Raw genomic sequence first — 16,842 nt, 5'->3', positions numbered from 1 at the left:
TGGAGCCACTTCCCGCTCAAATTTCTCTAATTTATTGTACATTGCCCTATAAACAAAATCAACAATGAAGTTAAGTCCGCGCATACAATTTCTCATAAAAAATGGATTGAAAGGCTTTGTATGGCTGCTCGTTATTTTAGCCGCATATTTCATTTTTAAAGAACTTGTACTTTCATATACTCCCGATGCCTGGATCGATAAAATATATGCTAAACCAATGATGGTTTACCTGGCCTATTGTTTTTCGGAGTTTTTCTTCGGACTTATACCTCCCGAGCTATTTATGATTTGGGCCATAAATAAAGATACCATTGCGCATTATTTTATGAACCTCACCTTTTTTGCGGTAGTCTCCTACATAATGGGTTATGCCACATTCTTAATTGGCCAGTTTTTCTATAAACGAGCTGGTTTTAAACGGTTCCGAAATACGCTTTTAAAAGAACAATGGCCATTACTAAAAAAATATGGTTTATTCCTGATAATTGTAGCGGCACTCACTCCAATTCCCTGGTCGGCAGTGAGTTTATTAGTTGGTTCAGCCGGTTACCCCTCAAAACGCTACCTGAAATATGCGCTATTCCGCTTTTTGCGCTTTGCGATATATGGTTACATTATTTTTCAAACGCATAATATTTAGTCTCCTGTAAAACATACATTCTTCTCTTTTGTTAATAGTAACAAAAGTCAAGTAATGTTTGAGAAACTAAAAAAGAGATGGAATCTTACCAGCAACTTTCAGGTAGTAATCATACTAATTGTTTTTTCCATAACAGGAAGCGCTGCACTGTACGTTCGTAAAGGTATTTTCGATCTGATAGGCATAACCGAGGCAACCAGCCTTTGGATAAAGGTACCACTATACATTGTAACCGTTGTTCCGGCTTACCAGGTTCTGTTTTTACTATTTGCTTCAATTTTTGGGCAATTCAGATTTGCCTGGGAGTTCGAGAAGAAAACTTTTTCACGATTAATTCCTAAGAAGAAATGAGAACACTCACACTACTAGTAATACTATTAATTTATTCAAACAGTTCTATGAGTAAAGATTTGCAAAAAGCCACACTTGGCGGAGGATGTTTTTGGTGTACCGAAGCCATTTATTTAGAGTTAAAAGGGGTTGTTGATGTAAAACCGGGTTACAGTGGCGGCCACGTAAATAACCCAACATATAAGCAGGTTTGTGAGGGAACAACCGGCCATGCTGAAGTAGTGCAGATTACTTTTGATACAGGAGTGGTGAGCTTCTCCGAAATATTAGAAGTATTTTTTATGACACACGATCCAACAACGCTGAACCGACAAGGCAACGATATTGGTCCGCAATACCGTTCCGCAATTTTCTATCATAACGAAGAGCAAGAGGACATTGCAAAACGTGTTATTGACCTTTTTGAAAAAGAAGAAGTTTACAGCAAACCAATTGTTACCGAAGTTACTGAATTCGAGAAGTTTTATATTGCCGAAGATTACCATATAAACTATTATGCGCGCAACAAAACGCAAGGTTATTGTCAGTTTGTAGTAGCGCCGAAACTGGAGAAATTCAAGAAGATTTTTAAAGATCAGTTGAAGAAATAATCGGTTTCAACCAAAGTGTTACTCATGAAAAGAATTGTTTTTGCATTTTGTCTTTTAACCATTGGCTTTGCAGTTTCGGCACAGGATCAACGCGAATTCTCCTACACCGAAGGCGACACCACCTACACCATGAAACGTTATGTTTTTATGCTGCTTGAGAGTGGAGAAACAAAAAGTAAGGACTCAACTGAAGCAGCCTATTACCAGCAAATGCACATGGCACACTTAAATAAGTTGGCAGAAAGCGGGAAACTTATTGTAGCTGGTCCGTTTGAAGGAGGTGGCAATCACCGGGGACTATTAATCTTTGATGTTGAAACAGTAGACGAAGCTTTGAAACTGGAAGGCGAAGATCCATCTGTAAAAACAAACCGGCTAAAAATGAATGCTTTTTATTGGTGGGGTGCTAAAGGCACGGTTATCAACTAATAATACTCCTTTGCCAAACTATATCTCTTCAGGAGTAATAATATTTTTTCAGAAAAAATCCTCCTCGCAGGGTTGTGCAAGGTCTCCCTTCCTAAAAAGTTGGCAGCTGCAAAATTGCGGGGGCTTATCCTACACAAAAAGTTAGTAGTCGCAGAATTGCAGGAGCCAATCTTTTGCAAAAGTTTCCCTCTCGCTGAGTTGCAGGAGCATTTCCGACAGAAAAAGTAAGCTCTCGCTGATTTGCAGGAGCAAAACCTACGCCTCAGGTTGGCTCTCGCAGAATTGCGGCTGGCAATCCGACGGAAAAAGTTGTTAGCCGCAGATTTGCTAGAGCTTGTATTTCACCACCTTACGTGTTTTCACAAAAAAAAGACCTTCAAGGTTTTGAAAACCTTGAAGGTCTGAATACAAAAAAAACCGGAAGTACAAACCCCCGGTTTTCATATATCTTTTGAAATTGATCTACAATTCGCGAATCCAGATATTACGGTAACTCACCGGATTTCCATGGTCTTGCAACTGAATAACATCGGCACCATGTTTTTCAACACTGTACTCAGGAATACCAATGTATTCTGTTGGTCCGCGCAATTTTGAATTGTTTTGAACCAAAACACCATTGTGCAGAACGGTTACAGTTGGCGGTGTAAAATACGTACCATCGTCGTTAAAACGTGGTGCTGTGTAAATAATGTCGTACACTTGCCACTCGCCCGGGCCTTTGCAGGCATTTACAAGCGGTGCATGTTGTTTGTACAAACTTCCGGCTTGTCCGTTACGGTAAGTACGGTTATTGTAATTATCCAATACTTGTACTTCGTAGCGTTTCTGTAGAAATACGCCGCTGTTACCTCGTCCCTGGCTTTCACCAACTACCTCAGCAGGCGATCTCCACTCAATGTGCAATTGAAAATCGTCAAACACACGCTTTGTCTGGATGATTCCGGTCCCTCTTTCCACCGTGACAGAACCATCAGCTACTTTCCAGCCAACAGGGCCGCCTTCACCGTTAGTCCATTCGCGATCGATATCAACGCCATCAAACAATACAATTGCATCCGATGGAGCATCAGCGGGCGTTTCTCCCGGTGTAATTGTTGGTACTTCCGGATCCCATATTTCCGTCATTTCCGGCACCATTTCCGGCATCTCCTCCTGAGCTACCGCACAAACAGCTGCAAACAGCAGCGCGACAGTTAAAATTTTAAATTTCATTTTTGTTGATTTAGGTATTTTTATTTTACGCGCTAAGCGGTTCAAAATCGCTTAGCGCATTTTCTTCTTACAATCCAAGTTCTTCCATTATGGCATCAATCTTGGCATCGGCTTTTTGCTCTTCTGCATCAAAATCTTCGCGCGATTTCAATTCGCCGGTTACCTCAAAATAAAACTTAATTTTAGGCTCTGTACCTGATGGGCGAACCGAAATCTTTGTTCCATCCTGTGTAAAAAACTGCAGTACGTTTGAAGTAATTTTCTGATCGATTTTCTTTTCCTTGACGGTAATCAGATTTTTTGCAACTAATGTTGAATAATCTTTTATCCATTCCATTGGCGAGCCCCCCAATTCTGTTGGAGGATCGTTGCGGAATTTCGTCATAATCTGTTGAATTTCTTCGGCACCCGATTTCCCTTTACGAACCACGTATTTCATTTTCTCGCGCGAAAAACCATATTCAAGGTAGATATCCTGCAATAATTCGTACAATGTTTTTCCCTGATCGATTGCCCAGGCAGTAATTTCTGCCATTAAAGCACATGCCGAAACAGCGTCTTTATCACGAACAAAATCAGATGGCATAAAACCAAAACTTTCTTCGCCGCCACCGATGTATTTTTTCACGCCTTCGTTATCGCGAATTACCTCGGCGATGAATTTAAATCCAGTGTAAACATCAAAATATTCGATATTGTTTCGGCGGGCAACTTCGGCAATCATCTCGGTAGAAACAATTGTTTTCACCACAAACTCATTTCCTTTCAGCATGCCTGCTTCTTTCATTTTTACAATAATGTAGTAGAAAAAAAGCAATGCTGTTTGATTACCGTTTATAATAATGTATTCTCCTTTATCGTCTTTCACCACAACACCAATCCGGTCTGCATCCGGGTCGGAAGCCATTACAACATCAGCATCAATTTCTGCGGCTTTTTTCATGGCCATTTCCATAGCTGCAGGTTCTTCCGGGTTAGGTGAAACTACTGTTGGAAAATCTCCACTCACCACATCCTGCTCCGGAATATTGAAAATATTGGTAAAGCCAAATTCGCGTAAGGCAGCAGGAATTAATTTCACTCCTGTTCCGTGAATTGGTGTGTAAATAATTTTAATGTCTTTGTGGCGTTCAACCACATCAGGAGAAATGGAAACCTTTTTTACTTCAGCAAGAAATTTATTGTCCATCTCCTCGCCCAGAATTTCAATCAACTCATCCGGGCCATCGAACTTAATATCTTCAGGTTTTATTTTTGCAACCTCATTAACAATGTTTACATCGTGTGGGCCAACAATTTGCGAACCATCTTCCCAATATGCTTTATAACCGTTGTACTCTTTTGGGTTGTGCGATGCCGTAAGAATGATACCACTCTGGCACCCCAACTCACGAATGGCGTATGATAATTCCGGAGTCGGTCTCAGATCATCAAACAGGTACGCTTTAATTCCATTGGCAGCAAAAATCTTTGCACTGGTTTCAGAGAACAGACGACTGTTGTTCCGACAATCGTGACCAATAGCTACTTTTATCTCATCAAGATCAGCAAAATTCGTCTTCAAATAATTACTTAACCCTTGTGTTGCAGCACCAACAGTGTATATATTCATGCGGTTGGTGCCAACGCCCATAATGCCGCGAAGACCGCCGGTTCCGAACTCCAGACTGCGGTAAAAAGAATCAATCAGCTCTGTGGGATCTTCGGCATCAAGCAATGCCTGAACCTGAGCTCTTGTTTCTTCATCATAAGTATCCGAAAGCCACTCCTGTGCTTTCGCTCTTACTTCCATTAATTCTTGATTTTCCATGGTCGTTATTTTATCAGTTTCTTTAAACAAATTTTCAGACTATCGCGCCAATAAGGCACTTCCAACTTATAAGTTTCTTTAATTTTAGCTTTATTCAACACACTGTAGGCCGGACGTTTCACAGGGCTTGGAAAATTCTCCGAGAGTACTGGTATTGCCTTACAATCCACACCCGAAATTTCGAAAATTGCCAAAGCAAAATCGTACCAACTGGTCACTCCCTCGTTGGAGTAATGATAAATACCCGGTACAAAATTTTCGCTTTCGGCTATTTTTAAAATGGCCTGTGCCAAATCGGCTGCGTATGTTGGCGATCCCACCTGATCGAAAACTACGCCCAGCTCCTCTTTTTCTTTACCAAGACGAAGCATGGTTTTTACAAAGTTATTCCCAAATGCGGAATACAACCAAGCTGTTCTGACTATAACTGTTTCAGGATTTTCAGCCCGACAGTTTTGTTCGCCTTCCAACTTTGTTCTTCCGTATGCTCCATTCGGGGCAACCGCATCTGTCTCTTCATAAGGAAAATGCCCATCTCCGGCAAAAACATAATCGGTTGATACATGAATAAACTTTGCACCGTTGGCTTTCGAATATCTTGCCAGAAATTTGGGCGCCAGTGCATTTACTTTTTGTGCATTTTCAAAATCCGACTCCGCCTTGTCAACAGCGGTGTATGCTGCACAATTAATTACCAGATCAAAACCATTATCATCAAAATAGTTTTTCACCTGCTCTTCATCTGTAATATCCAACGAATCAACATCGGTAAAAACAAATTCCCATTCAGGATAATTTTCACTTAATACGTTTAATTCATTACCAAGTTGTCCGTAAGCTCCTGTTATTAATATTTTCATCGCTGCTAATACACAAAATTCATTTGAGCCTTTTCAAACGCCGGAGCATTCTGATCTTTTTCCGATACAACAGACTCTTCTTTTTTCAACTGCCAGTCAATCCCTAAAGTTTCATCAAACGGATTAATCGATCTTTCGGTTTCGCGATTGTATAAGTTATCACATTTGTAGGTAAAAATAGCTGTTTCGCTTAAAACCGAGAAGCCATGAGCAAAACCGCGCGGCACATATAACTGTTTCTTATTCTTTTCGTTGAGTTCAACTCCAAACCACTTCCCAAAAGTGGGCGACCCTTTTCGCAAATCAACAACAACGTCGTAAACACTTCCTTGTATAACACGCACCAATTTTGCCTGTGCCGCATCGCCCAATTGATAGTGCAAACCTCTTACTACGCCTTTTGTCGAGCGTGATTCGTTATCTTGTATAAATGGTCTTTCAATTCCTGCTTCCAGGTACCTTTTTTGCTGAAAAGTTTCGAAAAAATAACCTCTGTCATCTTCAAACACCCGCGGTTCAATCACTACCAATCCGGGGATTCCCGTTTGTACTATATTCATCCCTTAACTAAAATGTAAATGCTTTTTTTTCGGCTATTTTCAATAAATATTCGCCGTATTGATTTTTACTGAGCGGTTTGGCCAAATCAATCAGTTGCTCTGTGGTGATGTAGCCTTTTTTCCAAGCAATTTCTTCAATGCACGAAACTTTCAAGCCTTGTCGTTGCTCAATAGTTGATATAAAGTTTGATGCCTGCAACAAACTGTCGTGTGTACCTGTATCTAACCATGCGAATCCACGGCTCAGTAGTTTTACATTCAAACGTTTTTCCTGAAGATACAAACGATTAAGGTCGGTAATTTCAAATTCGCCTCTCTTCGATGGTTTTAAGCCTTTTGCTTTTTCAACTACATCGTTGGAATAAAAATAAAGGCCGGTTACCGCATAATTCGATTTTGGTTCGTCTGGTTTTTCCTCGATACTAATTACTTTACCATTATCATCGAACTCAACCACCCCGTAACGGTCCGGATCATTTACATAGTAACCAAAAACAGTTGCTCCGTCTTCCATAGTTGCAGCCTGTTCCAAAATCTTTCTGAACTTATAACCATAGAAAATATTGTCGCCAAGAATCATACAAACGTTATCGTCGCCAATAAACTCCTCGCCTAAAATAAATGCCTGCGCCAAACCATCGGGCGATGGCTGGATTTTATACGACAGTTTCAACCCCAGTTGCGACCCGTCGCCAAATAATTTTTCATACAAACCAATATCCTCAGGCGTTGAAATGATTAGTATCTCACGAATACCTGCCAGCATTAAAACCGACAAGGGATAATAAATCATGGGTTTATCGTAAACCGGAATGATTTGTTTTGAGATAGATCGTGTAATTGGATAAAGACGAGTTCCGGAACCGCCGGCTAAAATTATTCCTTTCATTCTGTATGGTTTATTTATTTTATCGCTAATCTGATTTACTTTATCATCATATAAAATTAGAAAAAGAGTATAAAAGTAAGGCTCCAAAAGTAAATAAAAGAAACTCGGATTGCAATTGAAAAACACAGCATAAAACTATAGTATCTTAATCCTGATAGAAAATTGTATTAAAACCCACTCAATTTGCCTCTATTTCAACAAAATAACATGAATCTTTTGTTTTAATAGAATTTAGTTTTAATTTTGCGCGCGCAATTTTTAACAAATATAAAGTCTAACTCATTAATTTAATTAAAATTACATGACTGAAGAGAAGAAAAAAGATCTTGAACAAGAAGTGCCAGAAACTCCTGTTCAGGAAGAAAAAAAAGAGGTAGTTGAAGAAACTACAGAAGCTCCGGTTGAAGAAACTGTAGCTGAAGAAAAAGCGGAAACTCCGGTTGAAGAAACTGTGGTTGAAGAAAAAGCTGAGGCTCCGGTTGAAGAAACTGCGGCTGACGAAAAAGTGGACGCTCCTAAAGCAGAAGCAAAAAAAGAAGAAAAAACCGTTGAAACAACTGCAGAAGCAGATACTGATTTCGACTGGGACAGCCTTGAAGAAGGAAGAGACGCTTATTCTAAAAAAGAAAGAGGCAGTCTTGAAAATCTTTACAACGACACGCTGAACACTGTTACAGAAAAAGAAGTTCTGGAAGGGACTGTTATTTCTTTAACCAAACGCGAAGTAGTTGTTGACATAGGTTACAAGTCGGACGGTATTGTTAGCTTAAACGAATTCCGCTACAATCCAGAGTTGAAAGTAGGCGACAAAGTAGATGTTTACATCGAAAGTCTTGAAGATAAAAAAGGACAGATGATCCTTTCGCACAAAAAAGCGCGTGCAACCCGTTCTTGGGAGCGTGTTAACGAATCGCTTGAAAACGATGAAATCATCAAAGGATACATCAAATGCCGTACTAAAGGCGGTATGATCGTTGACGTATTTGGCATTGAAGCATTCTTGCCAGGTTCGCAAATTGATGTTAAACCTATCCGCGATTACGATATTTACGTTGGTAAATCAATGGAATTCAAAGTGGTTAAAATCAACCACGAATACCGTAACGTTGTTGTTTCACACAAAGCACTTATTGAAGCTGAGCTTGAACAACAGAAGAAAGAAATTATCGCTAAACTTGAAAAAGGTCAGGTACTGGAAGGAACCGTTAAAAACGTTACTTCATACGGTGTATTTATGGACCTTGGCGGTGTTGACGGATTGATCCACATCACTGACTTGTCTTGGGGACGTATTTCTCACCCAAGCGAGATTGTTGAATTAGACCAGAAACTGAACGTTGTTATCCTTGATTTTGATGATGACAAAAAACGTATCGCTCTTGGTCTGAAACAATTAACTCCTCACCCATGGGATAACCTGGATTCAGAGTTGAAAGTTGGCGACAAAGTAAAAGGAAAAGTTGTTGTTATTGCCGACTACGGTGCATTCGTTGAGATTGCCCCCGGAGTTGAAGGTTTGATCCACGTTTCAGAAATGAGCTGGAGCCAGCACCTGCGCAGTGCACAAGACTTCTTAAGCGTTGGCGACGAAGTTGAAGCAGCAATTCTTACTCTTGACCGCGACGAACGCAAAATGTCGTTGGGTATTAAACAACTGAAAGAAGATCCTTGGTCGAAAATTGATACAGAATACGCTGTTGGAAGCAAGCACGCTGCAAAAGTGCGCAACTTCACAAACTTCGGTGTATTTGTAGAAATTACTGAAGGTGTTGACGGTTTGATTCACATTTCAGACCTAAGCTGGACGAAAAAGATCAAACACCCATCAGAATTCACAGCAATTGGTGAAGAAATTGAAGTTGTAGTACTTGACATCGACAAAGACAACCGTCGTTTAAGTTTGGGACACAAACAGCTTGAAGAAAATCCATGGGATGTATTCGAAACCATTTTCACTGCCGATTCAATCCACGAAGGAACTGTGGTTGAATTGCTGGACAAAGGTGCTGTTATCGCACTTCCTTATGGTGTTGAAGGATTCGCGACTCCTCGTCATCTTGTAAAAGAAGACGGTACCTCCGTTAAGCAAGACGAAAAACTTGATTTCAAAGTTATCGAGTTCAACAAGTCTGCAAAACGAATCATTGTATCTCACTCACGTATTTTCGAAGATGTAAAACGCGCAGCTGAAGGCGAACAACGTAAAGCTCAAAAAGGCAATACAAAACGCGCCATGAAATCAGTAAGCGAAAATGTCGAAAAAACTACGCTTGGTGACGTAAGTGATTTGGCTGCTTTGAAAAAGCAAATGGAGAAAGACGAGAAAAAAGATAAATAAGCACTTGGTGTATGTAATTTGAATTTCGTAAATTGAAGCATGGCATTCGATATTCGGAAAAACGAGAAGTATACCTTAGTTAAGGTAAACGTTGACAGATTAGACACCAACAATGCGCCCGACCTGAAATCGGAGCTGGTAGTTATTAATAACAATGGTGAGAAAAACATCATTCTTGACCTGAGTAGTGTTAGTTACTGCGATTCGTCAGGATTAAGATCAGTTTTAGTCGCCAACCGGTTATGCGAAGATGCAATAGGAACTTTTATCCTTTGCGGTTTGCAGCCCGATGTAGAGAACCTGGTACAGATTTCGATGCTTCATACCGTTTTGCTAATTACCGAAACGGTTGAAGAAGCAGAGGAGTTATTGGAAAAGAAAGAAAACCTGTAGTTACAGAATGTCTTTCGAATTAACCATACTGGGTAGTAATTCAGCATTGCCGACTTCTAATAGATATCCAACAGCCCAGGTACTTGAAGTACCTGGGCGTTGTTTTTTAATAGACTGTGGCGAAGGAACCCAAATACAACTGCGACGAAATAAAATCAGTTTCAGTAAGATCCAGCATATTTTTATCTCACATCTGCATGGCGACCATTATTTTGGATTAATTGGTTTGCTATCGACCATGAATCTGCTGGGTGTAAAAAGCGATGTGCACATTTATGCTCCCTCTGAGCTAAAAGCACTTATTAAGCCTCAGCTCGATTTTATTCGTGGAGAAATGAGCATAAACCCTGTTTTCCATCCGCTAAACCAGAAAAAACCTCAAACGATATTTGAGAATAAAAACGTTGAAGTGCTTTCGTTTCCGGTAAAACACAGCATCCCTACTTTAGGCTTTTTGTTCAGAGAAAAGCAAAAACAAGCCAACATTAAAAAGGAAATGATAACGTATTACAACATTCCGCTGGCAAAAATAAAGGATATAAAAGCAGGCGCTGATTTTGTAACTGAAGAAGGAAAGCTGATTACGAACGAAAAACTTACGATTCCCGCACCAAAACCAAAATCGTATGCATTTTGCACCGACACAGCTTTTCATCCGCCAATTGCAGAAATTATTGATGGTGTGGATATGCTTTACCACGAAGCTACATTTTTGGAAGAGCTAAAAGATTTGGCTGAAAAAACACTCCACTCTACTGCCCGTCAGGCGGCAGAAATGGCAAAACTTAGTAAGGCTTCAAAACTATTGATTGGTCATTTTTCAAGCCGTTTTAAAAAATTGGACGACTTTAAAAACGAAGCCCGTGAGGTTTTTGAAAATACAGAACTGGCAACCGAAGGAAAGAAATACGTGATCTAAAAGCCTTCTTCTCCGTCGAAAAATCCTTTATCGAAATTCACCAGGTATAATTTTTCTGCTGGACGCGTAAAAGCGGTGTATAACCAACGGTAGTATTCCGTGTCAAGCATATCTTCCACCAGGTAGCCATGATCGACAAAAACAGCTTTCCACTGCCCGCCCTGCGCTTTATGACAAGTTAATGCATATGCATATTTTACCTGCAATGCATTAAAATGCGGATTCTCTTTGATCTTTTCCCAACGTTCTTTTTTGTTTCGGATGTCCGGGTAATCTTCAGAAACAGCTTTAAACAACTCGCGGTTGCGTTCAGACGGAAAAGATGCCGTCTCAATACTCAGCGTTTCCAAAAAGATTTTGCAATCCAGTTCCACATCCTCGTAGTCGACAAAACGCAAACACACATCAGCAAAGCGAAATCCATACAACTCTTCATATCCGTATATCGAAATGATTTCGGCTATATCGCCGTTAGCTATAAAATCCAGCTTGGTATCTTCGTCGGGCCAGAAATAATTATTTTTAACCACCATCACTAAATCGCCACGTTCAATCTCATTCTCTTTGTACAAAATTGAGCCACGTATACCTTTATTAAAAAGATTAGCACGTTTATTTGAGCGGGTAACTACCGTGGTATCAAAAAAACCATACTTGTCGTAACACGATGAAATTGTTTCAATAAGCTCACCTCCCGAAATGCGCTCAACATCAGGAAAATTTTGTGTTTCGATTGGAAAAAAACCTTCGTGATGGTGTTCTGCAATAATATTTCGCATTTCCGTGGCATTGTTTAAAATACCAGAACCTTCCGCCTGACGTACAACGTCTTTCAGTTCCACTTCGCTTACCGAAAAACCATACTGCTCCAGGCTAAAGGCTTCCAGCGCCGGACTGATAGTTAAACCTACCGGAGGTAACTGTGCAGTATCACCAACTAAAACGAGATGACAATTCTCGCCTGAATAAACGTATTCGAGTAAATCATCAAGCAATCGACCGCTACCAAAAACTGCATTCTCACTCATCTCATTAGATATCATTGATGCCTCATCAACAATAAAATAAGTATTCTTGTACAAATTCTTATTCAAAACAAAACGCCCCATTCCATCCGACGTTGATTGTTGCCTGTATATTTTTTTGTGAATAGTAAAAGCAGGCATTCCTGAATATGAAGCCATTACTTTTGCCGCACGTCCTGTTGGAGCCAATAAAACGGAACGAATTTTGAGGGAAAGCAAACATTGTGTCAATGAATAAATCATGGTTGTTTTTCCCGTTCCGGCGTAGCCTTTAATCAACATTATTCGATCGGGCTCCACACCGGAGATAAATGAAGCTAAAGTGTCGATCAAATGAGCTTGAGAATTTGTTGGCGGGAAGCCCAGTTTTTCGGTTAATACGGCTTTTAAGTGATTTTTGATCATACAAGCTAAAATAACATAGGGTAAAAGAAACTAATTTATTTTTTTTTTTAAATTTGCAAGCAAACGAAAAATGAACTTATAAAAAAATAAAAATGAGAACCGTAATTCAGATTGTACTATTCATTGTAGCCATTGTGCTTACATATTTTATCTACCAAAGTATTCAGCGCCCAATTGCTTTCGAAAAAGCTAAAGATGCGCGCTATGAAGAAACCGTTGCAAAGTTAAAAGATATTCGTAAAGCTCAATTGGCCTACAAAGATATCTATGGTCAGTTTACAGGAAGCTGGGACACTTTAATCAGTTTTGTTTCAACAGACTCTGTTAGAAACGTAAGAGCTATTGGTGAATTGACTGACAGTATGATCGAAGCAAAAATTACTGAGAAAAAAGCGATTGAAATGGGACTTATCATTCGTGATACTGTAAAAGTTGGAGTTATCGATGCCCTTTACGGAGGTAGCTACGATGCAAACAGCTTGCGTTATGTTCCGGTTCCCGGCGAACCTACAGAGTTCCACCTGGGTGCTACAATCATAACTACCGGTTCTGGTATTAAGGTTCCTGTTTTTGAAGCAAAAGCACATAACAACGTTATTCTAAGAGGTTTAGATGAGCAATTGATCATTAACCTTAACGATCAGCGCAGAACAAACGAAAAATATCCGGGTTTAAGAGTTGGTTCGTTGGCTGAAACAAACAATAATGCAGGTAACTGGGAATAAACCATGCATGAATTTGTAGACGAAACGTTTCAACCGGAAACTTCCGGTGAGAAAATATTATCCATTCAGGCTAGCCTGAATGGATTTTCTTTTTCTATTGTTTGCCCCAAACAAGAAAAACTACTCTATTTTAAAGATATTACTCTAAAAATAAGTAACAAAAACTTATTAGCCAGGCATTTTGAATCGCTGTTTTCCGAAGAAACAATTCTTCAAAATAACTTTGATAAAATAGTTCTTTTCTACCATTCCCAAAACTTCACGCTGGTCCCTAAACAGCTCTACCAGAAGCGACTTAACAAGGAAATCACTCCCCTTCTTTTTGAAAACGATGACAAGTCAACCTGGATCAATAACTCAATTGCTACACCTGAAGCAGAGTTACTATTTGCCATTCCTGAAAGTTTCATGCAAACGATAAACGAACACTTGCCTTCTGCACAAATCACACACCCCTTGTATCAACTTATTGAACAAAACGGGAGTTCAGAAGCCGCCCAAAAACTCTTACTCCTTTTTAACTCCAATCATTTTTCGCTGGCACTGTTCAGCCAAAACGAATTGAAGTTGATCAATAATTTTAGCTTTAAACACCCGAACGACGTGGTTTACTTTATTCTAACCGTTTTACGCCAGTTTACTATTTCGGCCAAAGATATTACTACATTGTATGCAGGAAAAACAAATGCCCATACCGGACTGGAGGACCTGTTGCAAAAGCATTTTCCACAATCAACACCAATCTCTGCCGGTATTGCAATACCACCATTTATCGACAAAGCACTTATAACAAAAAATATTAGTCTATTTTTGTAGTTCATATGAGAATTATAGGAGGCACATTTAAAGGAAGAATATTTCATCCAGGCAAAAAGTTTAAAGCCCGGCCAACAACCGACATTGCAAAAGAAAGCTTGTTCAACATTCTTGAAAACCGTTATGAGTTCTCGAATAAGAACATTCTGGATCTGTTCTCCGGAACAGGAAGTATGGCCTATGAATTTTTAAGCAGAGGTTGTTTGAGCGCCACGCTAGTTGAAACGCATTTTACACACTACAAATTTATTCTGGAAGTTATAGATGCTCTTAAAATTGAAAACGCGAAGGTTTTTAAAGCCAACGCATTTAAGTATGTGCAAAAAACAACAGATCGATACCACATAATTTTTGCCGATCCACCATTTGATCATCCAAAATTTGACGAAATTCCGGATGCAGTACTAAATACCGATATTTTAGAACAAGATGGACTTTTTATTCTTGAACATCCTAAAGAGTATAATTTCTCGTCGCACTCCTGTTTTAAAGAATTAAGAACCTACGGAAAAGTAAATTTCAGCTTTTTTGAAAAATAAAAAACTCCCATCCGTTACAGATGAGAGTTAGCGCTATAAATAATCAAATCTAAAATTATTCTACTTTTCGTTTAATTCCGCAACCAACAGGTTTTGTTTCGGTAATAGCAACAGCATCGTTGTTTCCCAAACTTATCAGTGCTTCTTTTAAATACGCTTGTGTAACACCTTCAGCATCTTTGTAATTATCATCAATTGCTCCTTTGTAAGCCAATTTCATATCTCCATCAAATAAAAACACATGAGGAGTTGTTTGACCTCCAAAAGCATTGGCAATCTTACTTTCTTCATCTACCACATAATTGAAATTGTAGCCCTCGGCTTCGGCTTTCTTCTTCATCTCTGCAAAACTATCGGCACCATCTCGCTTCTGGTAATTCGAATTTAGTACGATCATACCAACTTCATTTTTGTCGGCCCATTTTTTCACCTCGTTAAAGCGGTCTTCCCAGGCTACAACAAACGGACATGTATTACATGAAAACATCACCAAAAGTCCATTTTCCATACTGGCATCGCTTAATGACAACTCCGCCCCTGATACATCTTTCATTTTCACATCAGTATGAACAGCCTTGTCGCCAATTGCCAATTGTTTCCCGTCTCCTGCAAATGCTACATTCACACTCAACAGAATTACTAGAATAAAAACTAATTTTTTCATACGGTTATAATTTTAAGTTAACGCTGTATTGAACTCGCATAAAACATGTAATTCATTTCGGTTGATGTTAAAAGATCAAATTCATTTATGGTCATTCAAAATACACTATATAAATACTAAACCATCTTTTATTAAAACACGATTTTAAATAAATGGTTCAGCAGAGGATAGAGATGTAAACAAAATATTCTATTAATGGTTATGCTGACAGATTCATTCCGGCATAAGTTAACGTTTGAAAAGACGGGATAAATTAGAAAGAGATGAAATTAGATTCCACAAGAAGAGAATACAGATACGCAGCACTAACCAAACAAAGTGTAGCTGCATCGCCTATCGATCAGTTTAAAGACTGGCTAAATGATGCACAACTCGCCAATGTGAACGATTTTTCGGCCATGAGTATGATTACTGCCGAAGCTGACGGTTTTCCGCAATCACGAATTGTTCTGCTGAAAGATATTTCGACAGAAGGATTTACTTTCTTTACTAATTACGACAGCCGGAAAGGGAAAGCCATCGAAAAGAATAATAAAGTTGGTCTTCACTTTTTCTGGTCGGAACTGGAACGCCAGGTTCGTATTGATGGAATTGCAGAAAAAACAACACGTAAAGAATCGGAACAATACTTTAATTCTCGGCCCCTGGAAAGTCAAATTGCCGCCTGCGCTTCTGCTCAAAGTGCAACATTAACATCCAGAAGCAAACTTGAGGAACAAGTTAGATCCTTACAAAACGCTTTCAAAGGAGAGCATCCTGAATGTCCTGAAAATTGGGGTGGTTACCTGGTTTGTCCGGTACGAATAGAGTTTTGGCAAGGCCGCGAAAGCCGTCTACACGACAGAATTGTTTATGAGCTTGTTGAAAAGGAATGGAAGATTAAACGCTTGTCGCCCTAATGTTAAGTCAGGCCTTAAATATTAAGTATGTCATTCCGAACTTGTTTCGGAATCTTCATTATTTAAAAGATGCTGAAATAAATTCAGCATGACGCTTCTCAGTTAAATAGTTGACCTGGCACTGGCTTTCTTTTAAAAATCAAGGTTTAAAGTGCGTTTCAATAAAGCCAGGTTTGGATTTTTTTTGGCCATTTCCTGGTACTTTTCAATATCCGAATAGATCACTTTCTCCCGCTTTATATCGGCAACAACCGTTTTTAGATTAATCTTCGAGTTGTGTAATTCTTTCCGCAAATAAGAAATCAATTCCGGTTTTACATTTACCAGAAGTTCATCCTGAATTCGGTTATCAACTTCCAATAACAAAGTCCAGTCTTCCTGAATTTTTGGCAACAATGACAAGGTAGCTTTTAAACTCGGGCGGTCGTCCAGTCGCGGTAAAAATGCTTTCCACTTTTCTTCCAGCTGTTCTGCTGTAAAAGGCTCAGTTTCATCCGCCTTCGAATACAACTTAAATTGTTCTTTGGCCGACATTTGTTTTTTCTCATCATCAAAATCGCCTTTCAAAGCTCTCTTTATCGACGTTGTACCAAGCCCTCGGCCCGAACGTTTTACTAATCTTTTTGGTGGAGTTGCGGGTGCAGAACTTACTGATTTTTCCTGTGGAGTATTTTGTTGCGGCGGATTTACCGGCTCACTTTTAGGTTTTGCTCCAACACTTTCTTCCGGCAGATCTTTGCCCGAAAAAATGGGCTCCAGCATGTCTTCCTGACCT

General features: G+C 39.5%; 19 protein-coding genes. 11 read left to right on the top strand and 8 right to left on the bottom strand.

All coding sequences use genetic code 11. The annotated features are described in order from the left end of the window. Positions 1 to 64: 64 nt before the first annotated feature. Genes G0Q07_RS08720 through G0Q07_RS08705 form a run of 4 tightly spaced genes read left to right on the top strand, consistent with a single transcriptional unit; the run spans position 65 to position 2,010 of the window. Positions 65 to 640: a hypothetical protein gene (locus G0Q07_RS08720; RefSeq protein ID WP_163345726.1), complete on the top strand. Its 576-nt coding sequence runs from the start codon at positions 65 to 67 to the stop codon at positions 638 to 640. Between the two features lie 54 nt (positions 641 to 694). After that, complete coding sequence (locus G0Q07_RS08715) at positions 695 to 991, top strand: DUF6787 family protein (RefSeq protein WP_163345725.1); 297 nt, start codon at positions 695 to 697, stop codon at positions 989 to 991. 47 nt (positions 992 to 1,038) lie between these two features. Next, positions 1,039 to 1,581: a peptide-methionine (S)-S-oxide reductase MsrA gene (gene msrA / locus G0Q07_RS08710; RefSeq protein ID WP_163345724.1), complete on the top strand. Its 543-nt coding sequence runs from the start codon at positions 1,039 to 1,041 to the stop codon at positions 1,579 to 1,581. Positions 1,582 to 1,605: 24 nt separating this feature from the next. Beyond that, positions 1,606 to 2,010 carry a YciI family protein gene (locus tag G0Q07_RS08705; protein ID WP_163345723.1) on the top strand — a complete coding sequence of 135 codons (405 nt, stop codon included), beginning with the start codon at positions 1,606 to 1,608 and terminating at the stop codon, positions 2,008 to 2,010. Between the two features lie 462 nt (positions 2,011 to 2,472). Here the strand turns inward: G0Q07_RS08705 and G0Q07_RS08700 are convergent, their stop codons facing one another. The 5 genes from G0Q07_RS08700 to rfbA form a co-directional block, all read right to left on the bottom strand. Then, positions 2,473 to 3,225, bottom strand: coding sequence for a 3-keto-disaccharide hydrolase (locus G0Q07_RS08700; RefSeq protein WP_163345722.1), 753 nt, complete (start codon positions 3,223 to 3,225; stop codon positions 2,473 to 2,475). A gap of 67 nt (positions 3,226 to 3,292) precedes the next feature. Next, complete coding sequence (locus G0Q07_RS08695; protein ID WP_163345721.1) at positions 3,293 to 5,035, bottom strand: phospho-sugar mutase; 1,743 nt, start codon at positions 5,033 to 5,035, stop codon at positions 3,293 to 3,295. Positions 5,036 to 5,040: 5 nt separating this feature from the next. Next, positions 5,041 to 5,895, bottom strand: coding sequence for a dTDP-4-dehydrorhamnose reductase (gene rfbD / locus G0Q07_RS08690; RefSeq protein ID WP_163345720.1), 855 nt, complete (start codon positions 5,893 to 5,895; stop codon positions 5,041 to 5,043). 5 nt (positions 5,896 to 5,900) lie between these two features. Next, positions 5,901 to 6,455, bottom strand: a complete 555-nt coding sequence (rfbC, locus tag G0Q07_RS08685; protein WP_163345719.1) for a dTDP-4-dehydrorhamnose 3,5-epimerase — start codon at positions 6,453 to 6,455, stop codon at positions 5,901 to 5,903. 7 nt (positions 6,456 to 6,462) lie between these two features. Beyond that, positions 6,463 to 7,344 carry a glucose-1-phosphate thymidylyltransferase RfbA gene (gene rfbA, locus G0Q07_RS08680; protein ID WP_163345718.1) on the bottom strand — a complete coding sequence of 294 codons (882 nt, stop codon included), beginning with the start codon at positions 7,342 to 7,344 and terminating at the stop codon, positions 6,463 to 6,465. Between the two features lie 301 nt (positions 7,345 to 7,645). On the opposite strand from rfbA, the gene rpsA reads away from it, so the two are divergent. From rpsA to G0Q07_RS08665, 3 genes are read left to right on the top strand one after another with little or no spacing between them, the layout of a single operon-like run. Beyond that, a complete protein-coding gene (gene rpsA, locus G0Q07_RS08675; protein ID WP_203532703.1) occupies positions 7,646 to 9,682 on the top strand; it encodes a 30S ribosomal protein S1 in 2,037 nt (678 codons plus the stop codon). Positions 9,683 to 9,721: 39 nt separating this feature from the next. After that, on the top strand, positions 9,722 to 10,075 hold the full coding sequence (locus tag G0Q07_RS08670) for an STAS domain-containing protein (protein WP_163345717.1): 354 nt from the start codon (positions 9,722 to 9,724) through the stop codon (positions 10,073 to 10,075). Positions 10,076 to 10,082: 7 nt separating this feature from the next. Continuing rightward, positions 10,083 to 10,994 carry a ribonuclease Z gene (locus G0Q07_RS08665; protein WP_163345716.1) on the top strand — a complete coding sequence of 304 codons (912 nt, stop codon included), beginning with the start codon at positions 10,083 to 10,085 and terminating at the stop codon, positions 10,992 to 10,994. Here the strand turns inward: G0Q07_RS08665 and G0Q07_RS08660 are convergent. Further along, positions 10,991 to 12,424 (bottom strand): ATP-dependent DNA helicase, encoded by a 1,434-nt coding sequence (locus G0Q07_RS08660; protein ID WP_163345715.1) that lies wholly within the window; start codon positions 12,422 to 12,424, stop codon positions 10,991 to 10,993. The two genes, G0Q07_RS08665 and G0Q07_RS08660, sit on opposite strands and share 4 nt — an antisense overlap. Positions 12,425 to 12,516: 92 nt before the next feature. Between G0Q07_RS08660 and G0Q07_RS08655 the strand changes: the two genes are divergently transcribed. From G0Q07_RS08655 to rsmD, 3 genes are read left to right on the top strand one after another with little or no spacing between them, the layout of a single operon-like run. Beyond that, positions 12,517 to 13,149 carry a hypothetical protein gene (locus G0Q07_RS08655; RefSeq protein ID WP_163345714.1) on the top strand — a complete coding sequence of 211 codons (633 nt, stop codon included), beginning with the start codon at positions 12,517 to 12,519 and terminating at the stop codon, positions 13,147 to 13,149. 3 nt (positions 13,150 to 13,152) lie between these two features. Continuing rightward, positions 13,153 to 13,965 (top strand): DUF3822 family protein, encoded by an 813-nt coding sequence (locus G0Q07_RS08650; protein WP_163345713.1) that lies wholly within the window; start codon positions 13,153 to 13,155, stop codon positions 13,963 to 13,965. A 5-nt stretch (positions 13,966 to 13,970) separates the two neighbouring features. Beyond that, entirely contained in the window at positions 13,971 to 14,504 is a 534-nt protein-coding gene (rsmD, locus tag G0Q07_RS08645; protein ID WP_163345712.1) for a 16S rRNA (guanine(966)-N(2))-methyltransferase RsmD, read from the top strand. Between the two features lie 55 nt (positions 14,505 to 14,559). Here rsmD and G0Q07_RS08640 read toward each other — a convergent pair whose 3' ends face one another. Beyond that, complete coding sequence (locus tag G0Q07_RS08640) at positions 14,560 to 15,168, bottom strand: redoxin domain-containing protein (RefSeq protein ID WP_163345711.1); 609 nt, start codon at positions 15,166 to 15,168, stop codon at positions 14,560 to 14,562. A gap of 263 nt (positions 15,169 to 15,431) precedes the next feature. Here G0Q07_RS08640 and pdxH point away from each other — a divergent pair, with 263 nt between their 5' ends. Continuing rightward, positions 15,432 to 16,067 (top strand): pyridoxamine 5'-phosphate oxidase, encoded by a 636-nt coding sequence (pdxH, locus tag G0Q07_RS08635; protein ID WP_163345710.1) that lies wholly within the window; start codon positions 15,432 to 15,434, stop codon positions 16,065 to 16,067. Between the two features lie 132 nt (positions 16,068 to 16,199). Here the strand turns inward: pdxH and G0Q07_RS08630 are convergent, their stop codons facing one another. Next, positions 16,200 to 16,829: a hypothetical protein gene (locus G0Q07_RS08630; RefSeq protein WP_163345709.1), complete on the bottom strand. Its 630-nt coding sequence runs from the start codon at positions 16,827 to 16,829 to the stop codon at positions 16,200 to 16,202. Positions 16,830 to 16,842: the final 13 nt, after the last annotated feature.

The organism is Draconibacterium halophilum (genome assembly GCF_010448835.1).
GTDB classification, from domain to species: Bacteria; Bacteroidota; Bacteroidia; order Bacteroidales; family Prolixibacteraceae; genus Draconibacterium; species Draconibacterium halophilum.
Note: the sequence above shows the minus strand (reverse complement) of the source record. Positions and strands in the feature narration are given on the sequence as shown.

What these genes read in the sequence shown, in the direction of transcription:
- G0Q07_RS08720 (WP_163345726.1), top strand. Translation starts at nt 65, where the DNA reads ATGAAGTTAAGTCCGCGCATACAATTTCTCATAAAAAATGGATTGAAA.
- G0Q07_RS08715 (WP_163345725.1), top strand. Translation starts at nt 695, where the DNA reads ATGTTTGAGAAACTAAAAAAGAGATGGAATCTTACCAGCAACTTTCAG.
- msrA (WP_163345724.1), top strand. Translation starts at nt 1,039, where the DNA reads ATGAGTAAAGATTTGCAAAAAGCCACACTTGGCGGAGGATGTTTTTGG.
- G0Q07_RS08705 (WP_163345723.1), top strand. Translation starts at nt 1,606, where the DNA reads ATGAAAAGAATTGTTTTTGCATTTTGTCTTTTAACCATTGGCTTTGCA.
- G0Q07_RS08700 (WP_163345722.1), bottom strand. Translation starts at nt 3,225, where the DNA reads ATGAAATTTAAAATTTTAACTGTCGCGCTGCTGTTTGCAGCTGTTTGT.
- G0Q07_RS08695 (WP_163345721.1), bottom strand. Translation starts at nt 5,035, where the DNA reads ATGGAAAATCAAGAATTAATGGAAGTAAGAGCGAAAGCACAGGAGTGG.
- rfbD (WP_163345720.1), bottom strand. Translation starts at nt 5,895, where the DNA reads ATGAAAATATTAATAACAGGAGCTTACGGACAACTTGGTAATGAATTA.
- rfbC (WP_163345719.1), bottom strand. Translation starts at nt 6,455, where the DNA reads ATGAATATAGTACAAACGGGAATCCCCGGATTGGTAGTGATTGAACCG.
- rfbA (WP_163345718.1), bottom strand. Translation starts at nt 7,344, where the DNA reads ATGAAAGGAATAATTTTAGCCGGCGGTTCCGGAACTCGTCTTTATCCA.
- rpsA (WP_203532703.1), top strand. Translation starts at nt 7,646, where the DNA reads ATGACTGAAGAGAAGAAAAAAGATCTTGAACAAGAAGTGCCAGAAACT.
- G0Q07_RS08670 (WP_163345717.1), top strand. Translation starts at nt 9,722, where the DNA reads ATGGCATTCGATATTCGGAAAAACGAGAAGTATACCTTAGTTAAGGTA.
- G0Q07_RS08665 (WP_163345716.1), top strand. Translation starts at nt 10,083, where the DNA reads ATGTCTTTCGAATTAACCATACTGGGTAGTAATTCAGCATTGCCGACT.
- G0Q07_RS08660 (WP_163345715.1), bottom strand. Translation starts at nt 12,424, where the DNA reads ATGATCAAAAATCACTTAAAAGCCGTATTAACCGAAAAACTGGGCTTC.
- G0Q07_RS08655 (WP_163345714.1), top strand. Translation starts at nt 12,517, where the DNA reads ATGAGAACCGTAATTCAGATTGTACTATTCATTGTAGCCATTGTGCTT.
- G0Q07_RS08650 (WP_163345713.1), top strand. Translation starts at nt 13,153, where the DNA reads ATGCATGAATTTGTAGACGAAACGTTTCAACCGGAAACTTCCGGTGAG.
- rsmD (WP_163345712.1), top strand. Translation starts at nt 13,971, where the DNA reads ATGAGAATTATAGGAGGCACATTTAAAGGAAGAATATTTCATCCAGGC.
- G0Q07_RS08640 (WP_163345711.1), bottom strand. Translation starts at nt 15,168, where the DNA reads ATGAAAAAATTAGTTTTTATTCTAGTAATTCTGTTGAGTGTGAATGTA.
- pdxH (WP_163345710.1), top strand. Translation starts at nt 15,432, where the DNA reads ATGAAATTAGATTCCACAAGAAGAGAATACAGATACGCAGCACTAACC.
- G0Q07_RS08630 (WP_163345709.1), bottom strand. Translation starts at nt 16,829, where the DNA reads ATGCTGGAGCCCATTTTTTCGGGCAAAGATCTGCCGGAAGAAAGTGTT.